Source organism: Streptomyces sp. NPDC059564, from assembly GCF_042735575.1.
Classification (GTDB): Bacteria; Actinomycetota; Actinomycetes; order Streptomycetales; family Streptomycetaceae; genus Streptomyces.
Map to the genome: position 1 here is coordinate 1 of NZ_JBHWBP010000152.1, position 17,098 is coordinate 17,098.

20 protein-coding genes are annotated in these 17,098 nt (G+C 74.1%); 16 read left to right on the forward strand and 4 right to left on the reverse strand.

The genetic code is table 11. The features are described 5' to 3' along the window. Both ACFV0Q_RS23860 and ACFV0Q_RS23865 read left to right on the forward strand, forming a co-directional pair. The coding region (locus tag ACFV0Q_RS23860) for a peptidase inhibitor family I36 protein (protein ID WP_385008361.1) at positions 1–496 on the forward strand (496 nt) is incomplete at its 5' end. 99 nt (positions 497–595) lie between these two features. Then, complete coding sequence (locus tag ACFV0Q_RS23865; RefSeq protein WP_385008362.1) at positions 596–1,087, forward strand: hypothetical protein; 492 nt, start codon at positions 596–598, stop codon at positions 1,085–1,087. 49 nt (positions 1,088–1,136) lie between these two features. On the opposite strand, the gene ACFV0Q_RS23870 is transcribed toward ACFV0Q_RS23865, so the two are convergent. Further along, a complete protein-coding gene (locus tag ACFV0Q_RS23870; RefSeq protein WP_385008363.1) occupies positions 1,137–1,493 on the reverse strand; it encodes a PRC-barrel domain containing protein in 357 nt (118 codons plus the stop codon). Between the two features lie 209 nt (positions 1,494–1,702). Between ACFV0Q_RS23870 and ACFV0Q_RS23875 the strand changes: the two genes are divergently transcribed. Further along, complete coding sequence (locus ACFV0Q_RS23875; protein ID WP_385008364.1) at positions 1,703–2,098, forward strand: ATP-binding protein; 396 nt, start codon at positions 1,703–1,705, stop codon at positions 2,096–2,098. Between the two features lie 54 nt (positions 2,099–2,152). Here the strand turns inward: ACFV0Q_RS23875 and ACFV0Q_RS23880 are convergent, their stop codons facing one another. Continuing rightward, entirely contained in the window at positions 2,153–2,359 is a 207-nt protein-coding gene (locus tag ACFV0Q_RS23880) for a three-helix bundle dimerization domain-containing protein (RefSeq protein WP_385008365.1), read from the reverse strand. 650 nt (positions 2,360–3,009) lie between these two features. On the opposite strand from ACFV0Q_RS23880, the gene ACFV0Q_RS23885 reads away from it, so the two are divergent. Continuing rightward, positions 3,010–3,711, forward strand: a complete 702-nt coding sequence (locus ACFV0Q_RS23885) for a helix-turn-helix domain-containing protein (protein ID WP_385008366.1) — start codon at positions 3,010–3,012, stop codon at positions 3,709–3,711. Positions 3,712–3,724: 13 nt separating this feature from the next. Here the strand turns inward: ACFV0Q_RS23885 and ACFV0Q_RS23890 are convergent, their stop codons facing one another. Then, a complete protein-coding gene (locus ACFV0Q_RS23890; RefSeq protein WP_385008367.1) occupies positions 3,725–4,618 on the reverse strand; it encodes a class I SAM-dependent methyltransferase in 894 nt (297 codons plus the stop codon). 82 nt (positions 4,619–4,700) lie between these two features. Next, positions 4,701–5,975: an aspartate aminotransferase family protein gene (locus ACFV0Q_RS23895; protein WP_385008368.1), complete on the reverse strand. Its 1,275-nt coding sequence runs from the start codon at positions 5,973–5,975 to the stop codon at positions 4,701–4,703. A gap of 218 nt (positions 5,976–6,193) precedes the next feature. On the opposite strand from ACFV0Q_RS23895, the gene ACFV0Q_RS23900 reads away from it, so the two are divergent. The 12 genes from ACFV0Q_RS23900 to ACFV0Q_RS23955 all read left to right on the forward strand — a co-directional run. Beyond that, a complete protein-coding gene (locus ACFV0Q_RS23900; RefSeq protein WP_385008369.1) occupies positions 6,194–7,240 on the forward strand; it encodes a hypothetical protein in 1,047 nt (348 codons plus the stop codon). Beyond that, complete coding sequence (locus tag ACFV0Q_RS23905; RefSeq protein WP_385008370.1) at positions 7,237–7,779, forward strand: hypothetical protein; 543 nt, start codon at positions 7,237–7,239, stop codon at positions 7,777–7,779. Before ACFV0Q_RS23900 ends, ACFV0Q_RS23905 begins: the two co-directional genes overlap by 4 nt. Continuing rightward, positions 7,769–8,848, forward strand: a complete 1,080-nt coding sequence (locus ACFV0Q_RS23910) for an ABC transporter ATP-binding protein (protein ID WP_385008371.1) — start codon at positions 7,769–7,771, stop codon at positions 8,846–8,848. Before ACFV0Q_RS23905 ends, ACFV0Q_RS23910 begins: the two co-directional genes overlap by 11 nt. Beyond that, positions 8,841–9,623 (forward strand): ABC transporter permease, encoded by a 783-nt coding sequence (locus tag ACFV0Q_RS23915; protein WP_385008372.1) that lies wholly within the window; start codon positions 8,841–8,843, stop codon positions 9,621–9,623. The genes ACFV0Q_RS23910 and ACFV0Q_RS23915 overlap by 8 nt, the downstream gene beginning before the upstream one ends. A gap of 36 nt (positions 9,624–9,659) precedes the next feature. Then, complete coding sequence (locus tag ACFV0Q_RS23920) at positions 9,660–10,328, forward strand: HAD family hydrolase (protein ID WP_385008373.1); 669 nt, start codon at positions 9,660–9,662, stop codon at positions 10,326–10,328. 232 nt (positions 10,329–10,560) lie between these two features. After that, positions 10,561–11,736, forward strand: a complete 1,176-nt coding sequence (locus ACFV0Q_RS23925) for an acyl-CoA dehydrogenase family protein (RefSeq protein ID WP_385008374.1) — start codon at positions 10,561–10,563, stop codon at positions 11,734–11,736. A gap of 88 nt (positions 11,737–11,824) precedes the next feature. Continuing rightward, positions 11,825–12,268: a type II toxin-antitoxin system RatA family toxin gene (locus ACFV0Q_RS23930; protein ID WP_385008375.1), complete on the forward strand. Its 444-nt coding sequence runs from the start codon at positions 11,825–11,827 to the stop codon at positions 12,266–12,268. Next, positions 12,265–13,281 carry an NAD-dependent epimerase/dehydratase family protein gene (locus ACFV0Q_RS23935; RefSeq protein WP_385008376.1) on the forward strand — a complete coding sequence of 339 codons (1,017 nt, stop codon included), beginning with the start codon at positions 12,265–12,267 and terminating at the stop codon, positions 13,279–13,281. Before ACFV0Q_RS23930 ends, ACFV0Q_RS23935 begins: the two co-directional genes overlap by 4 nt. 187 nt (positions 13,282–13,468) lie before the next feature. After that, a complete protein-coding gene (locus ACFV0Q_RS23940; protein WP_385008377.1) occupies positions 13,469–14,536 on the forward strand; it encodes an inositol-3-phosphate synthase in 1,068 nt (355 codons plus the stop codon). 31 nt (positions 14,537–14,567) lie between these two features. After that, positions 14,568–15,758: a methionine adenosyltransferase gene (locus ACFV0Q_RS23945; RefSeq protein ID WP_385008378.1), complete on the forward strand. Its 1,191-nt coding sequence runs from the start codon at positions 14,568–14,570 to the stop codon at positions 15,756–15,758. Continuing rightward, positions 15,755–16,771, forward strand: coding sequence for a hypothetical protein (locus ACFV0Q_RS23950; RefSeq protein WP_385008379.1), 1,017 nt, complete (start codon positions 15,755–15,757; stop codon positions 16,769–16,771). Before ACFV0Q_RS23945 ends, ACFV0Q_RS23950 begins: the two co-directional genes overlap by 4 nt. Then, a partial coding sequence (locus tag ACFV0Q_RS23955; RefSeq protein ID WP_385008380.1) for an SDR family NAD(P)-dependent oxidoreductase occupies positions 16,768–17,098 on the forward strand: 331 nt, incomplete at its 3' end. The genes ACFV0Q_RS23950 and ACFV0Q_RS23955, both read left to right, overlap by 4 nt.

A 17,098-nucleotide genomic window follows, 5' to 3' on the forward strand; every position in this document is an offset into this window, starting at 1 on the left:
CACCGCCGCCTCGCTGCTGCGGCGCGTCGAGGCGGCGGCCGCGGGCCGGACCGCCCCGCGCGTACGCCCGCCCCGGTGGCGGCGCCGCGTGCTGATCGCGGCCGGGACGGCGACCCTCGTGGGACTCGGGGCCCTGGGCGCCCTGTGGGGCTCGGGTCTGCCCCCCTTCGCGGACGCCGCCGGGTACGAGCGGTGCCGGCGAGGGGCCGTCTGCTTCTTCGCCCAGGAGGACGGCCGGGGCGAGATGTGCTCCTGGGTCGACGGCGACACCGACTGGGCCGACGGGGTGGCCCCCTGCCCGTGGACGGGCCGCAGTGGGCCCCGCTCCGTGTACAACAACGGCTTCAACCTCGCCGAGGGGGCGGCCAAGGTCGACGTCCTCTACTACGCGCAGGCCGGCGAGCGGGAGTTGCTGGGCTGCGTGAAGGTGCGTACGAGGGCCAATCTCAGCGGCACGGACCGGCCGCGCTCCCACGCCTGGGTCCCGGACTGCTGACCGCACCCGGCACCACCTCGCACCTGCGAGGTACTGCCGGGCCCGCTCCTCCACGAGCCTTGGGGCACGTCACACCGCCACTCCGACAAGGGGTTCACGATGCGCGTCAAGCACTCCATCCTGGCCATGGCCGGCGTCACCGCGGCGCTGCTCACGGCGTCCCTCACCACCGGGTCCGCCCAGGCGGCCGCGCCCGCGGAGCAGGCCCCGGCCGCCCGCGCCCTGACCGCCCCGGCGGCCCCCGCGTCCGCCGGCCGGTCGTCCGTGGCAGCTGCCGTGTCCCCGGGGATCTCGCCCGGAGTCAACACCATTCACGTGGCGCCGGGTGGCAGCTACTCCTGCGCCAGGGGGAACCTCTGCACCCTCGTCTGGGACCCGACGACCGGGAACTGGAAGGTCTTCTACCTGAACGCCTGCCACCGGTACTCGGTGTTCAACTGGGAAGGCAACGGTGCCTACTGGGACCAGCAGACCGGCAACGTCCTCTCGACCTTCTATGACGCGGCCGGTGGCGAAGTGAACAGCTTCAGGCCCGGTGGCGGTCAGCTCGGGCAGAACTGGTCTCCGGTGTATTCCATCCAGAACTGCTGATCAGCCGCCGGTTGAGCCCGGCGCCGGTCGCTCCCGGCCGGCGCCGGGCTCACATGTGCTGCTGGCTGTAGTAGTGGGAGAACTCGTCCAGGTAGCTGGGTCCGCCGCCGTACTTGGCCTCGTCGAAGTCGGGTGCGTGCCTGATCTGCTCCTTGGTCCGGTCGACGTAGACCTTCTGCTCGGCGGTGTCGATGCGCCGGATGATGCCGGCCGGCAGCAGCAGCACGTGCTTGCCGAAGATCCAGACACCCGTGGCGACGACGAGGTGGGAGGCGCCGACCTCCTCGGAATGCTCGTCGATCTTTCCGATGGCACCGTCGGTGGCCTCGACCTTGTACCCGACGAGGTCGAGGCCCCTCTCGTAGCCCGTGGCGGGGTCGTGGTTCCAGATCTCTTCCGCGCTCATGACCTGCCTCTTTCCTGCGTGGCGAACGCCCGGCGGGCGCCCCCGCCTCCCGGGCGCCTCCCCGGAAAACGCCGGTTCACGCGTACCGGAAAGGGAGGAGTGCGCTACGGGAGCACGGGTAGGCACCCGGGCGAACGGGTAACCGTACAGAGAAGCGAAATGTCCGAAGCAAGACAAACCGCTACATACGGTCAAGGAGAGCGGGTTCCATGCCTCTCCACCTCATGCTGCACCTCGACCTTGACGGCCGCGCCGCGGCGGCCGACGCCCGGCACGCGGCGCGGCCCTTCCTCGCGTCACCGGTACGCGAAGACCAGCCCGTACCGCCCGTCGTGCAGGACGCCGCACTGCTGCTGATCAGCGAACTCGTCACCAACGCCGTCCGCCACACGGCGGGCGGCTGCGCGCTGGACCTCTGCCTGGAGCCGGAGGCCATCGCCATCGACGTCACGGACACCAGCAGCGCGGAGCCGCGGCCCAGACGGCCCGACCAGCGCGGCGAAGGCGGATGGGGGTGGCATCTGGTCAACCGTCTCGGCACCGACGTGCGGATCCGCCACCACCCGGCGGGAGGAAAGACCATCCACGTCCTCGTCCCCTGCTGACACCCCGCGGACGCGTCGTCGGCCCCGCCGGCGCGGCCGTGGTCTTCCCGGCCGTCAGTCGTCCTCGTACGGCGTGAGGAGGTCCCGCGCCCTGCGTTCCATCAGGACCGGGAGGTAGGCGCGGACCCGTGCGTACTTGAGTTCCTCGTACGCCGTCTGGGTCGCCTGCTGGACCAGCTCCGCGTCGAGGCCGGGGTGCGCCCGCAGCAGCCGCTCCATGACATGGCGGATGGTCAGGGCGTCGTGCGACTCCGCCGTCATGGACCTCACCCTTCGCGATGGTGGGCCGTCCATCGTATCCCGTGGTGGTCCCGCTGTGACGGTGTGCGAGGCTCCCTTCGGCCATCCGGTGGGAGCGCTTGCGCCCCTCGCCGCAACGCCGGGCGGCTGTGCCGGTGCGCAACCCCCGCGACACCCGGGCGTTGCCCCCCGGTCAAGTCGCCCGAAGATGGCCGATTCGCCGTGATCCGGTCGCATCGGGCGTTAATTTCCCCCGATAGGGGAATGCGGATCCCCCGAAATCAGGCATCGGAAGCGGTTTTCAGAGTTTCAAACCCCTCTTTGTCGCCGTGCCCGATATGGCTTGATATCTGCGGAGTGCGCGAATCGGCAATCGCGTGCGCTGCTAGAGTTTTCTTCCGTTCGCCGGTACCGGCGAGGCCGGGGGCCGGCGGGGGTTCAGTGAGAGTGGTGAGGCGTGCGTTCGAACAGCCCCGTGCTGCTTCGCAGAGCCTCGCATCACGCGTGCCCGTGAACGGCCCACCGGCTTCGGCCGTCCGTTTCGGCACGTCAGCGGCCTGTCTTCACTGACGTGTCACCGCCCCTGGCGGCCCGCCCGCATCTCGCTCCCGTCTCCCCGAACTTCCTCGACGGAGGTGCCATTGTCCGTTCAGAAAAGCTCCTCTCGTTCCATGCTCTCCCGTGGACTCAGCATTCTGCGCTGTTTCCGCCCGGGTGAACAGGAGCTTCAACTATCCGAATTGGCGCGCCGGGCGGACATGCCCAAAGCCACCGCTCACCGCATCGTCGTGGAACTCGTCAAAGAAGGCATGCTGGAGCGCGGCGAGAACGGCCTGCGGCTCGGCGTCGCCCTTTTCGTACTCGGTACGCGGGTGCCCCGCCAGCTGGAACTCCGGGACCTGGCCCTGCCGTACGCGCAGCAGCTGCGCCACCTCACCCAGGGGAGCGTGTTCGTCTTCATCTCCGACGTGTGCGGCGCCGAAGCGGCCCTCGTGGACGCGGTCCGCCGCGTGCCCGGCGGGGGAGACGCGCGCGGCGCCGAGGAGGAGAACAGGGCCTCCGCCCTGGCCGCGGCCCGGCTCTTCCACGCCTACGGCGCCCGCGCGGCCCTGCCGGCCCGGCGGGAGCCGGTACCCGCCGAGGACCCCGCCCGGGTGCAGGCCCAGGGGTTCGTCGTCGTCCGCAGCCGGACCGGCGCCGTCAGCATCGCGGCTCCGGTGCTGAACGCGTCGAGCGCGGCGGTGGGGGCGCTGGCCGTCGCGGGGCCGGACGGCCGGGTGCAGCCGGTCAAGGCCGCCTGGTACCTGCAGGCCGCGTGCGCCGCCGTGTCCCGGTCCCTGCGGCGGACCCCGGAATGCGTGCCCGCCTGGTGACCCGCCGGACACCTCAGGCCCGCCGTGCCGTGAACAGCGCGGGCAGCAGACGGCCCGCCAGGTACTCGTCGCGGGCCGTCGTGAGGGTGTCGCGGATCAGCTCCGCGGAGACGTCCCCGTAGATCCCGGCGACACTGCCCCGGAAGATCCGCAGCACCTTCAGCCGTTCGGCGAGGAGCGCGGCGGCCCACTCCGTCAGATCGCGCCGCAGCACACAGGCGAAGCCCGCGCGGTCGAGCTGGTCCAGGCGTTCGCGGACCGGCGTGGTGAAGAAGACGTCGGGCGGATGGACCGCGCGGAACGCGGCCGAGGGACCCTCCTCGCCGGGTGTCAGACTCACCTCCTCCGTCAGCACGAACAGCCCGCCCGGCCGCAGCAGCCGCGCGGCCTCCCGGACCACCGCCCCCGGATCGGGGAAGTGCGGCATCGAGCCCGTCACCACCACCACGTCCAGTGAGCCGCCGCGCAGCGGCACCGCGGCGGCGGACGCGCAGAGCTCCGCCATCCCGGTACGCCCCTGTGCCCGGCTGATGCGACGGCTCACCGCGCAGTGCTCGGCGACGAGGTCCACCCCGTACGCGCCCCGGACGCGGACCCCGCGCGCGGCCAGCCGGTCCACCGTGTACCGCAGCGCGCCGCCGAAGCCGCTGCCCAGCTCGCACAGCGCGACCGGGGACCCGCCGATGGCGCCCCGGGCGCTGATGGCGTCGGCGACCAGGTCGCAGCCCTGCGGGCCGAAGTGCCCCATCTGGTCGAGTCCCAGCAGCCCCTCGGGGCCGTCCTCGCCGGTGAACGCCACGATGGACCGCTCGGTGTTCTCCCAGTCGTGCAGCGCGGGGAACAGCTCGCGGTGGTAGCGGTACTGGCGGCCGCGCTGGCCGGACGGGCCGCGCGGCGTCGCGCTCACCACGGGCCCGGACCCTGGTCGGTGTTCGGCACGTCGATGCTCCTCGATGGATGCGGTCGGGCTCCCGGGCGCCGGGCCCGGCTCAGGGCGCGGCGGGCGCGCCCGCGGGCCGGAACTCGTCGGGCACGGCCGCGCAGGCCCCGTCCAGGATGGCGAGCGCCTCCTCGGCCTCCTCGTCGGAGGCGACCAGCGGCGGCAGCAGCCGCAGCACCTCCGGCCGTCCCAGGCAGGGGGAGACCACCAGACCCTGCCGCCCGAGCTCCAGCAGTACGTCGCCGGCCGCGGCGGGGCCCGCGAACTCCACGCCCCACAGCAGCCCCCGGCCCCGTACGTCGGCGATCAGCCCGGGGTGGCGCCGGGCGATGCGCGCCAGCCCCGCGGAGAACAGCGCGGCCAGCCGCTCGCCCCGCCCGGCGAGCTCCTCCACCGCCGCGAGCGCGGCGACCCCCGCGGCGGCGCCCAGCGGATGCCCGGAGAAGGTCGTGGTGTGCACGAACGGGTCGGCGGCGAGCGGCGCGTACAGCTCCTCCGTGGCCAGCACCGCCGACAGCGGCTGCACGCCACCGCCGAGGGCCTTGCCGAGCAGCACCGCGTCGGGCCGCAGCCCGGCTTCCGTACTGACCAGCCGGGGCCCGCAGCGGCGCAGGCCGGTCTGGATCTCGTCGGCGATCAGGAAGGCGCCGTGCTCGCGCGCCGCCCGCGCCAGCGCCCGCAGGAACGCCGGCTCCAGCGGCCGTACGCCGCCTTCGCCCTGGACGGGTTCGACGATGACGGCCGCCACCCCCTCGCCCGCGAACGCGGCGGGCAGCGCGGAGGCCTCCGGCGGAACGTGCGTCACGCCGCCCAGCAGCGGGCCGAGCGAGCCGCGGTAGCGTGCGCTCCAGGTCGCGGCCAGCGCGCCGAGGGACTTGCCGTGGTAGGCGCCCTCCACGGCCACGACCCGGGTCCGGCCGGTGGCCAGACGGGCCAGCTTCAGCGCAGCCTCCACGGCGTCGGACCCGTTCAGCCCCAGCCACACCTTCGTCAGCCGTTCCGGGTCCGCGTAGGCCGCCAGCGCCTCGCCGAGGGCGGCGGTCGTACCGTTGCCCAGGACGCGGGTGGACACCGGAAGCGTGTCCAGCTCGCGGCGCACCGCCGCCACGACCGCGGGATGGCGCTGCCCGAGCAGGGTCACCGCGTAGCTGCCGAAGTCCAGGGCGCCGCGGCCGTCCGAGAGCCGCAGCCGGGCCCCCTCGCCGCTCATCTCGATGGCACCGGAACCGTTCATGCCGTAGACGAGGGCCAGTTGGGGCGAGAACCGTCTGCGCAGCGCGTCGAGCGTGTCCCGGGCGGAATCCTGCCTGGTGGTCGCGCTCATCGAGACCGTCCTCTCCACGTCCGGCGCCCGGCATCGGGGGTCACCACCGTTCCGTCAACGGTTGTACCGGGCCGTGCGCGCCGGGGAGAAGCCGTGTTCCGGCTGGCGGAACGTCCGTTGATCCGCGGCCGGGCTCCTTGGGAGGCTCTGTCCGGGCGGAGAACGGTCCCGATCCCGCCGTGCCGTCGTCAACCCCTTCCGGAGGTGCACCGACCGCCATGGAGACCACGTCAGCCAGTACCACCGCCGCGTTTCCCGAGACCGTCGTCCTGGAGCGGCGTCTGGACGCCTTCCTGAAGCAGCGAGGGCTCCACCGGGACGCGGTGCGCCAGGAGGCGGACCAGGGAATGGGCAGTCCGGCGCTCGCGGTCGTCGGCGGATCCGTGATCGCCGGGTTCGGCAACCACCGCAGCGACCTCGACCTGCTCGTACTCGTCGAGAACGACCGGCTCACCCGCTTCCCCATCCAGTCGCACGAACACGGCACCCTGATCGACGTCAACATCCGCCGGGCCAGCTCCGTGCGCGACACCACCGAGGCCCTCAACGCCGCGCCCTGGCCCCGCTTCGCCACCGTCACCGAGGACGCGTGGAACCACCGCCGCCGGGCCCTCTACACCGCGAACCGGCTGGCCCTGGGCCTGCCGCTGCTGGCCTCGCCCCCGTGGGACGCCTGGCACGCGGGGCTGCGCCGCCCCTGGTACGCCGAGGCGGTCGTGCGGTGGTGGACGGTCGAGGCGCACCGGCTCGCGCAGGCCGCCCGCTGGCTGCTCGACGCCCGGCCCATGGCGGCGGCCGTCCGCGCCCGGGAGGCCGTCGTCGCCGCGCTCAACGCGCGGGCCGCGGCCGGCGGAGAGCTGTACTTCACGGCGAAGTGGGTGGGCGAGAAGCTCAAGGCCCTCGGCGACACCGAGGGGCTGGCCGTGCTCCGCGCGGCGCTGGAGCCGCCGCTCGCACCCCCCGAACAGGTTCCGCTCCGGCTCGCCGACGTCGACCGGCTGGCCGGGGACCCCGGATCCCTGCACGCGGTGCTGCGCTGGTCCACCGGGGTGGGCACCGCCGTGCTGGAGGACCGTACGGTCGTGGACCGCTGGCAGCTGCGGGCCGTTGAGAGCGCTCGCACGGACCTGCCGCCCGAGGGCGGCGACGCCGTCATCTGGTCCGGACCGCTCGGCGCGCCGCCCCCGGACGACCTCCTGCCGCTGTTCGTCCACGACATGGTGTGGCTCGGCGTCGCACACCCCGACCCGGAGGCGGCCGCATGACGCACACCGGCACCACCCGCACCCCCGTACCCGCCCCGGCCGACCTGCGGCGGCTGCTCGCCTTCCGCGCCCACGGGGCGGCCCGGCTGCTGCTCGGCTGCCGGGCGCGCCTGGAGGACATCGAGGGCGCCGTCGCCGGGGGCCAGCCCGAGGTCGCCGTCCTCATGGCCTACGACCTGGTGCAGTTCTCCCTGTCCGTACGGGGACTGCGCACCGAGGGCGAACTGAGCTACGGCCGCGACGAGGCGGCCTTCGACCCCTTCGCCGGGGTCCCGGCCGAGGACGTCGAGGCCGGCCTCCTCCTCGCCGCGGAAGGCGCCGGAGCCACCGGCCCGCGCGGAGAGGAGTGGCTGGAGCGCCTGCGCGCACACCTCCACGACACCGAGCAACTCCTGGGCTACGGCGAGCCGTTGCCGGACGTCCGCTCCGGGAGCGGCCTGATGAAGGGCTTCAGGCTGGCCCGCACCTGGCAGCCGCACCTGGAGCGGGTCGGTCTGCCCGGCCTGCTGCCGAGCGCCTGGACCCGCCGTGCCGACTGACCGGGACGGCGGGGCCACCGGGCCGTCCGCCCCGGCGCTGAGCCTGCGCGCCGTCACCCACCACTACGGCGCCACCACCGCCCTGGAGGACGTCACGTTCGCCATCGCCGAAGGCGAGGTCACCGGACTGCTCGGACACAACGGCGCCGGCAAGACCACCCTGATGTCCCTGGTCGCCGGGCTCCTTCGGCCGGACGGGGGAGAGATCGAGGTCCTCGGCGTCCCGCTCGCCCGCGACCCGCGCCGGGCCCGGCGCCTGCTCGGCCTGGCCCCCCAGGAACTCGGCGTCTACCCGCCGTTGACCGTCCGGCAGAACCTCCGGTTCTTCGCCGAACTCGCCGGACTGCGCGGCGCCGCACTGCGGCGGCGCACCGGGGAGGTCGCCGAACCGCTCGGGCTGACCGGCCTCCTGGAGCGCCGCGTCGCCCACCTCTCCGGAGGCGAACAGCGGCGCGTGCACACCGCGTTGGCCCTGCTGCACCGGCCGCGGCTGCTGCTGCTCGACGAACCCACCGCGGGCGTGGACGTGGAGACCCGGGCCCGGCTCATCGGCTTCGTCCGCGAACTCGCGGCCGAGGGCACGGCCGTCTGCTACTCCACGCACTACCTCCCCGAGGTCGAGGCCCTCGACGCGAGCGTGGCCGTGCTGGACCACGGCCGGCTGCTGGCCCGGGGCACCCTCGCGGACCTCGTCGACCGCCACGGGGAGAGCGTCGTCGAGCTGACCTTCGCCGACGGCCCGCCCCCCTCCCCGCTGCCCTGGCCCACGACCTGGGAGGCCGGGATGCTGCGCGTCCACGTGGAGCAGCCGCACCTGGTCGTGCCCGAGGTCCTCTCCGCCCTGGGAGGGGCCGCGTCCGGGCTCCTCAACCTGCGCGTGGTGCGGCCCAGCCTGGAGAGCGCCTTCCTGCGCCTGACCGGCCGGCCGCACACGGGGGAGGCGTACGGCACCGGCACCGGCACCGACACTGGCACCGACACCGACACCGGCACCGACACCGGCACCGCGCCCGGGCCCGCGCCGGACCGGGTGAAGGCGACGACCGTACGGGCGGGCCGCGATGGGTGACGGAACGCTCGGCCGGATCGCCGCACTCGTCCGCCACGACGCCCGGCTCCTGGCGCGCGACCCCGCGCCGCTGATCGTGCGTACCGTCATGCCGCTGCTGCTGATGGGCTTCATGCAGCCGCTGTTCCGGGCGGCGTTGCGGGCCGGAGACCTCCCGGACGCGACCGGCGCCGAGCAGGCGGTGCCCGGGATGGCGGTCATGTTCCTGTTCTTCCTCGTTACCGTCGTCGGGTTCGGGATGTTCCGGGAGCACGGCTGGCACACCTGGGACCGGCTCCGGGCGGGCCCGGCCCGGCCGTTCGAGCTGGTGGCCGGCCGGATCGTGGTGCCGCTGGCCGTCGCGCTCGTCCAGCTCGCCGTGGTCTTCGCCGCGGGCGGGCTGCTGTTCGGGCTGCGGGTGCGCGGCTCGTACCTCGGGCTCGTCGTCGTGGGCGCGCCCCTCGCGCTGTGCGTCGTCATGGTGGGCATGGCGCTGGTCGCGCTGTGCCGGACCATCGCGCAGCTGTCCGTCTTCGCCAACCTCGTCGCGCTGGTCCTCGCCGGGCTGGGCGGGGCCCTGACCCCGCTGTCCGCGCTCCCGGGGTGGGCGCGTCCGTTCGCTCCCGGGGTCCCCAGCTACTGGGCGATGCGCGGCTTCACCACCGTCATCGTCGACGGCGGCGGCGCGGGCGCCGTGCTGCTGCCCGCCGCGGTCCTGTGCGCCTTCGCGGCCGGGCTCACCGCCGTGACCCTGGTGTTCTTCCGCAGCAGCCACCGCAAGGTGTCCTGGTCCTGAGCGGACCGGCCCGCCGGACCAGAGAGAGGCGAAACCGTGCCCGTCGCCGTGCCCGTCGTCGTCGTGTTCGACTGCTTCGACACCCTCGTGACCTCCCGTCGCCCCTTCCCGAGCCCCGAGGAGTTCACCGCGTGCCTGGCCGAGGTGCTGGCCCTGGACGACGCGTCCGCGGGCCAGGTCGTCCGCAGGGTGCTCGGCGCCGTCCAGGCGGCGATGGCGGACCCCTCCGCCCTTCAGCCGCCGACCCTCGCCCTGCTCGACGCGGCCCTGCGCGAGCGGGCCGCGCCGAGGGAGCGGCCCGACCTGGAACGGGCGCTGTGGCACGCCCTCGGCGCCGCGGACGAGGACCGGTACGCCCTGTGCGAGCCGGTGGCGGAGGCCATGAGCCGCATCGCCGGTGCCGGGCACACCGTACGGCTGCTGTCCAACTGCTACCTGCCCGGCGCCCTGATGCGCAGGCTCCTGGAGCGGCTGAAGGTGCCCGACGTGTGGGACCGGGCCGTGTTCACGGCGGACGGCGGCCCGAAGAAACCCGACGCCCGGGCCTTCCGCCTGATCGGAGAAGGGCCCTTCGAGCGGCGGGTGATGGTCGGCGACAGCGAGGAGACCGACCTCGCGCCGGCCGCCGCCCTCGGCTGGGACACCGTACGCGTGGACCCGCCCCGGCCCGACCTGTCGTCCCTCGCCCCCCTGTTCGGTCCATGAACGGCGGCGCAGCCGTTCGGGGCCGCCCGGGCGGCCCCGAAACGGTGTTCCGCACAGAGGAACGCCCGATGGATTCCCCCGCCCGGTCTGCCTAGAGTTGTCCAGGGCCGTCCCGACAGGGCCGCAACGGTGCCGATTCCCGCACTCTCGCCCGTTCTCGCCCCGTTCCCGCACTGCCACCGCCCGCCCTCACCGCCGTCACCGCCGTCGCGCGTGCGGAAGGAGTCGCTTCGTGCAGTCACCCATGCCAACCGGCCCCGTACCGGAGCCCGTTACCGGGGACGAACCCCCGCACCGGGCCCTCCTGGACGCGGGATGGAGCACGGCGTGGCGGCCCTCCCCGGTCCGGGAGGGAGCCACCGGCGCCGACCGCATACGCGACCTCGCCGCGAGCGGCTACGCGGCCCTCCCCGTGCCGGCCGAGTTCGGCGGCGCGGGCGCGAGCCTGGTCGAAGTCGCCGCCGCGCAGCGCGCGTTGGGCGCGGCCGACCCGTCGGCCGCCATCGCCCTGAACATGCACGCCTTCACGGTCGGGCTCATGGCCGACTACTGGAGGCGGCACCGGGACTCCAGCTGGATGCTGCTGGAGGGGATCGCCCGCTCCGGCGCGCTCGTCGCGTCCGCGTTCGCCGAACCCGGCGGCAGCCCCAACTTCATGAGCAGCCGCTCCGAGGCCGTCCCGCACGGCAAGGGCTACCGCGTCTCGGGCGTGAAGTACCCCTGCTCGCTCGCCACCACGGCCACGCTGGTGTGCCTGACGGCCCGCGTCACCGGAACCGACGAGATCATCCTCGCCCTGTGCCCCCGTACGTCCCCGGGCCTGACGGCCGAGGGGGAGTGGCCCTCGCTCGGGATGACCGACTCCGACACCGCCCGCCTCGTCCTGCGCGACGTGGAACTCGACGACCGGCTCGTCTTCCACCGCGGCCCCGCCGACGTGATCGACGAGAACGTGATCTCCGGCATGGCGTGGTTCGCGGTGCTGCTGACGGCGACCTACCACGGAGTCCTCAGCGGCCTGCTGGACACGGCCTACGACGGGGTGCTCCGGGCGAACGCCTTCGGCGCCAGGACCGCCCTGCTCGGCCGCGCCACCCGGGAACTGCTGCTGCTCGGCGGCGCATGCCGCCAGTTCGGCGCGGACTTCGACGCGGGCGCGATCCGCGGGAGGGCGGCGCTCGCCGCGGCGGTGGGGCTGCGCGCCTCCCTCAGCGACACCCGCGACCGGGTGCTCGCGGCCGTCACCCCCGTCATCGGCAGCCGCCTCTACGGGCGCGGCCAGGCGGCCGGCGGGCTCCTCGTCGACTCCCTGGCCGTACACCACCATCCGCCGTCCCTGCTGACCTGCGACGAGGCCGTCGGCGCCTTCTGCACGGGACGCGAGATGAGCTTCGACCCGGCCGGCTGAGCCGCTGCCCAGCCACACACGCGGACGCAGCCGCAGACGCAGCCGCTGAGCCCGCACCCGGACCCACCCCGCCCAAGGAGACACAGCCATGCCGCACGTCGAAGTGAACCTGCCGATCGAGGCTCCGGCGGCCGCCGCCTGGCGGGCCGTCATCCGGCTGGAGGACTACGCCGGATTCATGGAGAACGTCGAGTCGGTGACCGTACTCGGCCAGAGCGGGGACGGCACCCGCACCAGCGCCTGGTCGGTCCTGCTCAAGGGATCGGTCCTGGAGTGGGTCGAGGAGGACGTGCTCAACGAGGACGAGCGCGTCATGACGTTCCGTCAAGTCTCGGGCGACCTCGACGAGTTCACCGGGTACTGGCGGGTCGAGGACGCGGGCGACGACACCTCGGTGGTCACCTTCTCCGTCGACTTCGAGATCGGCATACCCCTGCTCGCCGACATGCTCAACCCGGTCGCCACCAAGGCGCTGCGCGAGAACTCCGAGCACATGCTCCGCGCCATCGAGCGACGGATCACGGTCGCGTGACTCCGCCCGCGCGCGTCCTCGTCACGGGCGCCACCGGCGCCGTCGGCAGCGCCGTCGTCCGGGCCCTGGACGCGGCGGGCCACGAGACGCACGGCGTGAGCCGCCGGGGCGGCCGGGGGGCGCGCCAGCACGCCTGGCGGATCGGGCAGCAGGAACAGCCGCCCGGGCTGCGCGGCCCGTGGAGCGCCGTGGTGCACTGCGCCGGGGACACCCGCTGGAACCTCCCCGCCGAACGGGCCGAAGCGGCGAACGTCGGCCCCCTGCGCGCCCTGCTGGCCGCCACCGGCGCCGATACGCACTTCGTGCACCTGTCGTCCTCGTACGTCACGGGCCTGCGCGGCGGCACCGCCTCGGAGGCGCCGGAGGACTACCGCAACTCCTACGAATGGTCCAAGGCCGCGACCGAGCGGCTGGTGCACGCCGAGCGCGACAGCGCGGACATCGTGCGCTTCCCCATCGTGATGGGGGCCCGCGCCGACGGCTTCCTCGACCGCTACAGCGGCTTCTTCTGGCTGCCGTCCTCGATGTGCAGCGGCGCCGTGCCCGCGCTGGTCGCGGAGGAGAAGGGGGTGATGGACATGGTCAGCACCGACGACGTCGCCGACCACGTCGTACGCCTCCTCGGGGGCGGCCCGCCGGCCGGGCGCAGGCTGACCGTCCTGGGGCGCGGCGACCGGGCCCAGCGGGTCGACGCGACCTTCGACACGGTCCGCGACGCCCTCAACTCCTGGCGCACCGCGCACGGGGTGCCGCCGCTGGACCGGCTCCCGTACGTGGCGCCCGAGCAGTGGAACCGCTTCTACCTGCCGTTCGCCGAGGAGCACCTGGACCGCGGCCAGCTGACGCGGATCACCGCCCTGCGCGCCTACCAGGGCTACCTCTCCGTCACGGAGCCCTTCGACGTCACCGACCGGGTCGCCGACACCGCACCGGTCCTGCACCGTTCGATCCGGCTCTGGGCCGAGACCCACGAGGCCTCGGCCCGCCGGATCCCCCGGCCCTGGGGCACCTGAAGTGGCCCGCGCGCCGCGCGCGCCCCCCCCGTGACCCGCGCGGCGGGCACCAGCCGGACGCGCCGCCGCACCGCGCGAGCCGCTCGAACCACCCGAACGTCCTGCCCCGCCCCGGGGGGACACCGGCACGCGTGCGCCGGGCCGCCGAGTCGCGGTGGGCAGTCGCAGAGGAAGGAACCCCCTGTTCATGGAACCGATCCGTGTTGCGCTCGCCGGCGCCGGGAACTGCGCTTGGAGCTTCAGCCAGTTCACCGCCCTGGCCCAGGCGAACCCCGAGGCCCGGCTGCCCGGCCTCATGTCCCACACGGTGGGCGGCTACCGGCTGGCCGACGTCACCGTCGTCGCCGCCTTCGACGTCGACGCGGCGAAGGTCGGGCTCCCGCTGGCCGAGGCGTTCGCGGCGCCCGCCATCTCCGCGACGGCGTTCACCGCCCTCGGCACCGACCGGGACGCCCCGGTCCTTCCGGCCCCTGTCCTCGACGGGCTGGAGGGCCCGCTCGGCGCCGTCGTCCGGCCTGCCGCCGCGGCCCGCGACGCCACCCCGGAACACGTCGCGAAGGCCCTCGTCGAGTACGACGTAGACGTCCTGGTCATCGCCCTGCCCACCGGCTCCTCCCGGGCCATCCGGATGTTCGCCAACGCCGCCCTCGCCGCCGGTGTGGCCGTCGTCAACTGCACCCCCGAGGAACTGGCCAGGGACGCCGGACTGCGGCGCCGGTTCGCCGAAGCCGGAGTCGTCCTCCTCGGCGACGACCTGCGCAGCCACTTCGGGGCCACGACCCTGCACACCGCCCTCATCGAACTGCTGCTCAGCCGCGGCGTGGTCCTCTCCGACACCTACCAGCTCAACGTCGGCGGCAACACCGACTTCCTGAACCTCGCGGACGCCCGCCGTTCGGCGTCCAAGTTCGCCTCCAAGGCCAACGCCCTGCGGGCCGCCGGAATGGCGGACGTCGACGGGGTCGCCGGACCCACCGGCTACATCGGCCACCTCGCCGACACCAAGGTGTGCTTCGCGAGCATCAAGGCCACCTCCGTCCTCGGCTCCGGCATCGAGATCGACGTGAAGCTCACCGTGGAGGACAGCCCCAACGCCGCCGGAGTCATCGCCAACGCCGTGCGCGTCGGGAAGACCGCCACCGACCGCGGCCTGAGCGGCGTACTCGACGACGTCACCGCCCTGCTCTTCAAGAGCCCCCCGCACGGCCTGCCCGAGACCGAGGCGAGGGCCGCGTTCCTCGGCTTCGCCTCCTGACACCCGCAGCTCCCCAGCAGAAGGACGGTCCATGCTGTCGATCCAACGCGACGCCCGCTCGGTCGAAGACCTCCCCTACGAACTGGTCGAACGCAAGGGCGTGGGACACCCGGACACCATGTGCGACGCCATCGCGGAGCGCATGTCCCGCTACTACTCCCTGCACTGCCTCAAGGAGTTCGGGGCGATAGCCCACCACTGGTTCGACAAGGTGACGCTGTACGGCGGCGGGGCCGACATCGACTACGGGCGCGGCGAGCTCACCTCCCCGTACCGGGTGAAGTACTTCGGCAAGGCCGCCTTCCGGGTCGGCCCCACCGAGATCCCCGTACCGGAGCTGATGTTCCGCGCCGCCGCCGACGTGCTCGCGGAGGTCACCACCGGATTCGACCCCGACCGCCACCTGGTCGTCGAATCGGGGATCGTCGACCACCAGGGCTCGGGCCGCGGCGTCTCGCGCTACCAGCCCGCCTCCCCGGCCGACCTGGTCCCGCTGCGCGCCCCCGGGCTGGTCTCCAACGACACCAACCTGCTGCACGGCTACGCCCCGCTCTCCCGGCTGGAGAACGCCGTACTGGGGCTGGAGAACCTGGTCAACGGAGCCGCGTTCAAGGAACGCCACCCCGACTCCGGCTGGGACGTGAAGGTGTTCGGCAGCCGGCGCGGCGACGCGTTCAGCCTGATCGTCAACATGCCGTTCCTCGCGGCCCACATCGAGTCCATGGACCACTACCTGGCCCGCAAGGCCGTCGTCCAGGCGGAGCTGGAAGCGGCCGTCGGCCCGCTGGGCATCGGGGACTTCACGATGCTGATGAACGCCACCGACCGCAACGGACGCCCCTACCTGACGGCCCTGGGCTCCGTCGCGGACACCGGCGACGTGGGCGTCGTCGGCCGCGGCAACCGCGTCAACGGGCTGATCACCCCGATGCGGCCGATGAGCATCGAGGCCCCGGCGGGCAAGAACCCCCTCGACCACACCGGCAAGATCTACAACGTGCTCGCCGCCCGCCTCGCGCGCCAGGTCCACGAGGAGTACGGGGGACCGGCGCAGGTCCACGTCTTCACCTCGAAGGAGGCCCCGCTGGAACGCCCCGACGAGGTCGTCGTGACCAGCCCGCACGCCGGCCGGGAAGCCCTCGCCGCCCTGGTGGAGAGCGCCGTCGCGGGCACCGGGGACCTGACCGCCGAGTTCGTCGAGACGGGCATCACCCTGTGGTGACCGGCGCCGCCGCACGCGCCCTCGTCACGGCGGCCCGGGCCACGGGGCAGCGCCAGGACACCGGGCCCGCGCCCGGCCCCGTACCCGACACCGGCACCCACTTCACGGTCCTGCTCAAACCCGAGGTGCTCACCCCGGGGGCCGCGGCCGACGCCCTGGCGCAGACGCTACGGGTGCTCGACGCCGGGGAGGTGACCGTCCTGCGCTGCGCCCTGACCCCGGCCGCGGACTTCGCCGTACGGGGCCACCTGCACCTGCACTACCCGCGGCTCCACCGGGTCGCGGCCGACGGCGTGCACGCCCTGACGTCCGGCGCCCGACGGGAACTCGGCGCGCTCATGGCGGACTCCGGTGCCCGCGAAGCGCTCGGCGCCCTCGACGCGATGACCCGGGACCCGGACCTGACCCCCCCGGCCCTGGAGGAACGCTGCCGGAAGGCGGGCATCCACAAGCTCGGCTCCGGCTCGTACGCCTCCGTGACCGAGCTGCACGGCCGCCCCGTCACCGTACTGAACGGCTTCCTGCCCGCGCTGACCAGCGGCTACGCGGACCCCACGGCCCTGGTCGGCCTCCTCGAATGCCACAGCCCCCGGGAGATCGCCGACCTGCGCGCCCGCCTCCTCGGGGCCCTCCACCCGGCCACCGCGGCCCCCGCCTCGCTGCGCGGCGCCCTCGGCGCCCGCGTCGGGCGGCAGCACGGCATCCCCCTCTCCGAGGGCCGCAACGGGGTCCACCTCTCGGCGGGCCACCTGGAGGGGATGTTCCAGGCCTGGCGGTACTTCGCCGCCGCCGACGGGCGGGGCGTCGGCAGCACGCCCCTCGGCCGGGCCCTGGCCCGCGACGGCGTCCCCGTCGAGGCCGTGGAGCGGCTCGCCGCCGACCCGAACCTCACCGAGGACTCCGGCGAGACGGTGGCCCCGCACGGAGCCACCGAGGACCTGCGCCGCGACGAGGTCCTCGACCGGGTCCGGCTGTGGGCCGAAACCCCCACCGAGAAGGGAGACCCGGCGTGAGCGGATCACCGCGCGGACTCGCCGGCCGCACCGCGCTGGTGACCGGCGGCGCCCAGGGCATCGGCGCCGCGGTCGCCGGCCGGCTCTGCGCCGAAGGCTGCCGCGTCGTCGTCTACGACAAGAGCGAAGGGCACGGCCGCGACGCGGTCGAGGCCTGGCGGAAGGAGGGGTACGAGGCACACCTGGCCGTCGGCGACGTCAGCGACCCGGCCGCCGTCCGGTCGGCCTTCGCGGACCTGCCCGCCGACTGGCCCCGCCCGACCCTGCTGGTCAACCTCGCCGCGGGGTTCGTCTTCAAGGGCCTGGAGGCGACCCCGGAGGACTGGC

Excerpts from the sequence above, each read along its gene's own strand:
- ACFV0Q_RS23865 (WP_385008362.1), top strand. The coding sequence starts at position 596 with ATGCGCGTCAAGCACTCCATCCTGGCCATGGCCGGCGTCACCGCGGCG.
- ACFV0Q_RS23870 (WP_385008363.1), bottom strand. The coding sequence starts at position 1,493 with ATGAGCGCGGAAGAGATCTGGAACCACGACCCCGCCACGGGCTACGAG.
- ACFV0Q_RS23875 (WP_385008364.1), top strand. The coding sequence starts at position 1,703 with ATGCCTCTCCACCTCATGCTGCACCTCGACCTTGACGGCCGCGCCGCG.
- ACFV0Q_RS23880 (WP_385008365.1), bottom strand. The coding sequence starts at position 2,359 with ATGACGGCGGAGTCGCACGACGCCCTGACCATCCGCCATGTCATGGAG.
- ACFV0Q_RS23885 (WP_385008366.1), top strand. The coding sequence starts at position 3,010 with ATGCTCTCCCGTGGACTCAGCATTCTGCGCTGTTTCCGCCCGGGTGAA.
- ACFV0Q_RS23895 (WP_385008368.1), bottom strand. The coding sequence starts at position 5,975 with ATGAGCGCGACCACCAGGCAGGATTCCGCCCGGGACACGCTCGACGCG.
- ACFV0Q_RS23900 (WP_385008369.1), top strand. The coding sequence starts at position 6,194 with ATGGAGACCACGTCAGCCAGTACCACCGCCGCGTTTCCCGAGACCGTC.
- ACFV0Q_RS23905 (WP_385008370.1), top strand. The coding sequence starts at position 7,237 with ATGACGCACACCGGCACCACCCGCACCCCCGTACCCGCCCCGGCCGAC.
- ACFV0Q_RS23915 (WP_385008372.1), top strand. The coding sequence starts at position 8,841 with ATGGGTGACGGAACGCTCGGCCGGATCGCCGCACTCGTCCGCCACGAC.
- ACFV0Q_RS23930 (WP_385008375.1), top strand. The coding sequence starts at position 11,825 with ATGCCGCACGTCGAAGTGAACCTGCCGATCGAGGCTCCGGCGGCCGCC.
- ACFV0Q_RS23940 (WP_385008377.1), top strand. The coding sequence starts at position 13,469 with ATGGAACCGATCCGTGTTGCGCTCGCCGGCGCCGGGAACTGCGCTTGG.
- ACFV0Q_RS23945 (WP_385008378.1), top strand. The coding sequence starts at position 14,568 with ATGCTGTCGATCCAACGCGACGCCCGCTCGGTCGAAGACCTCCCCTAC.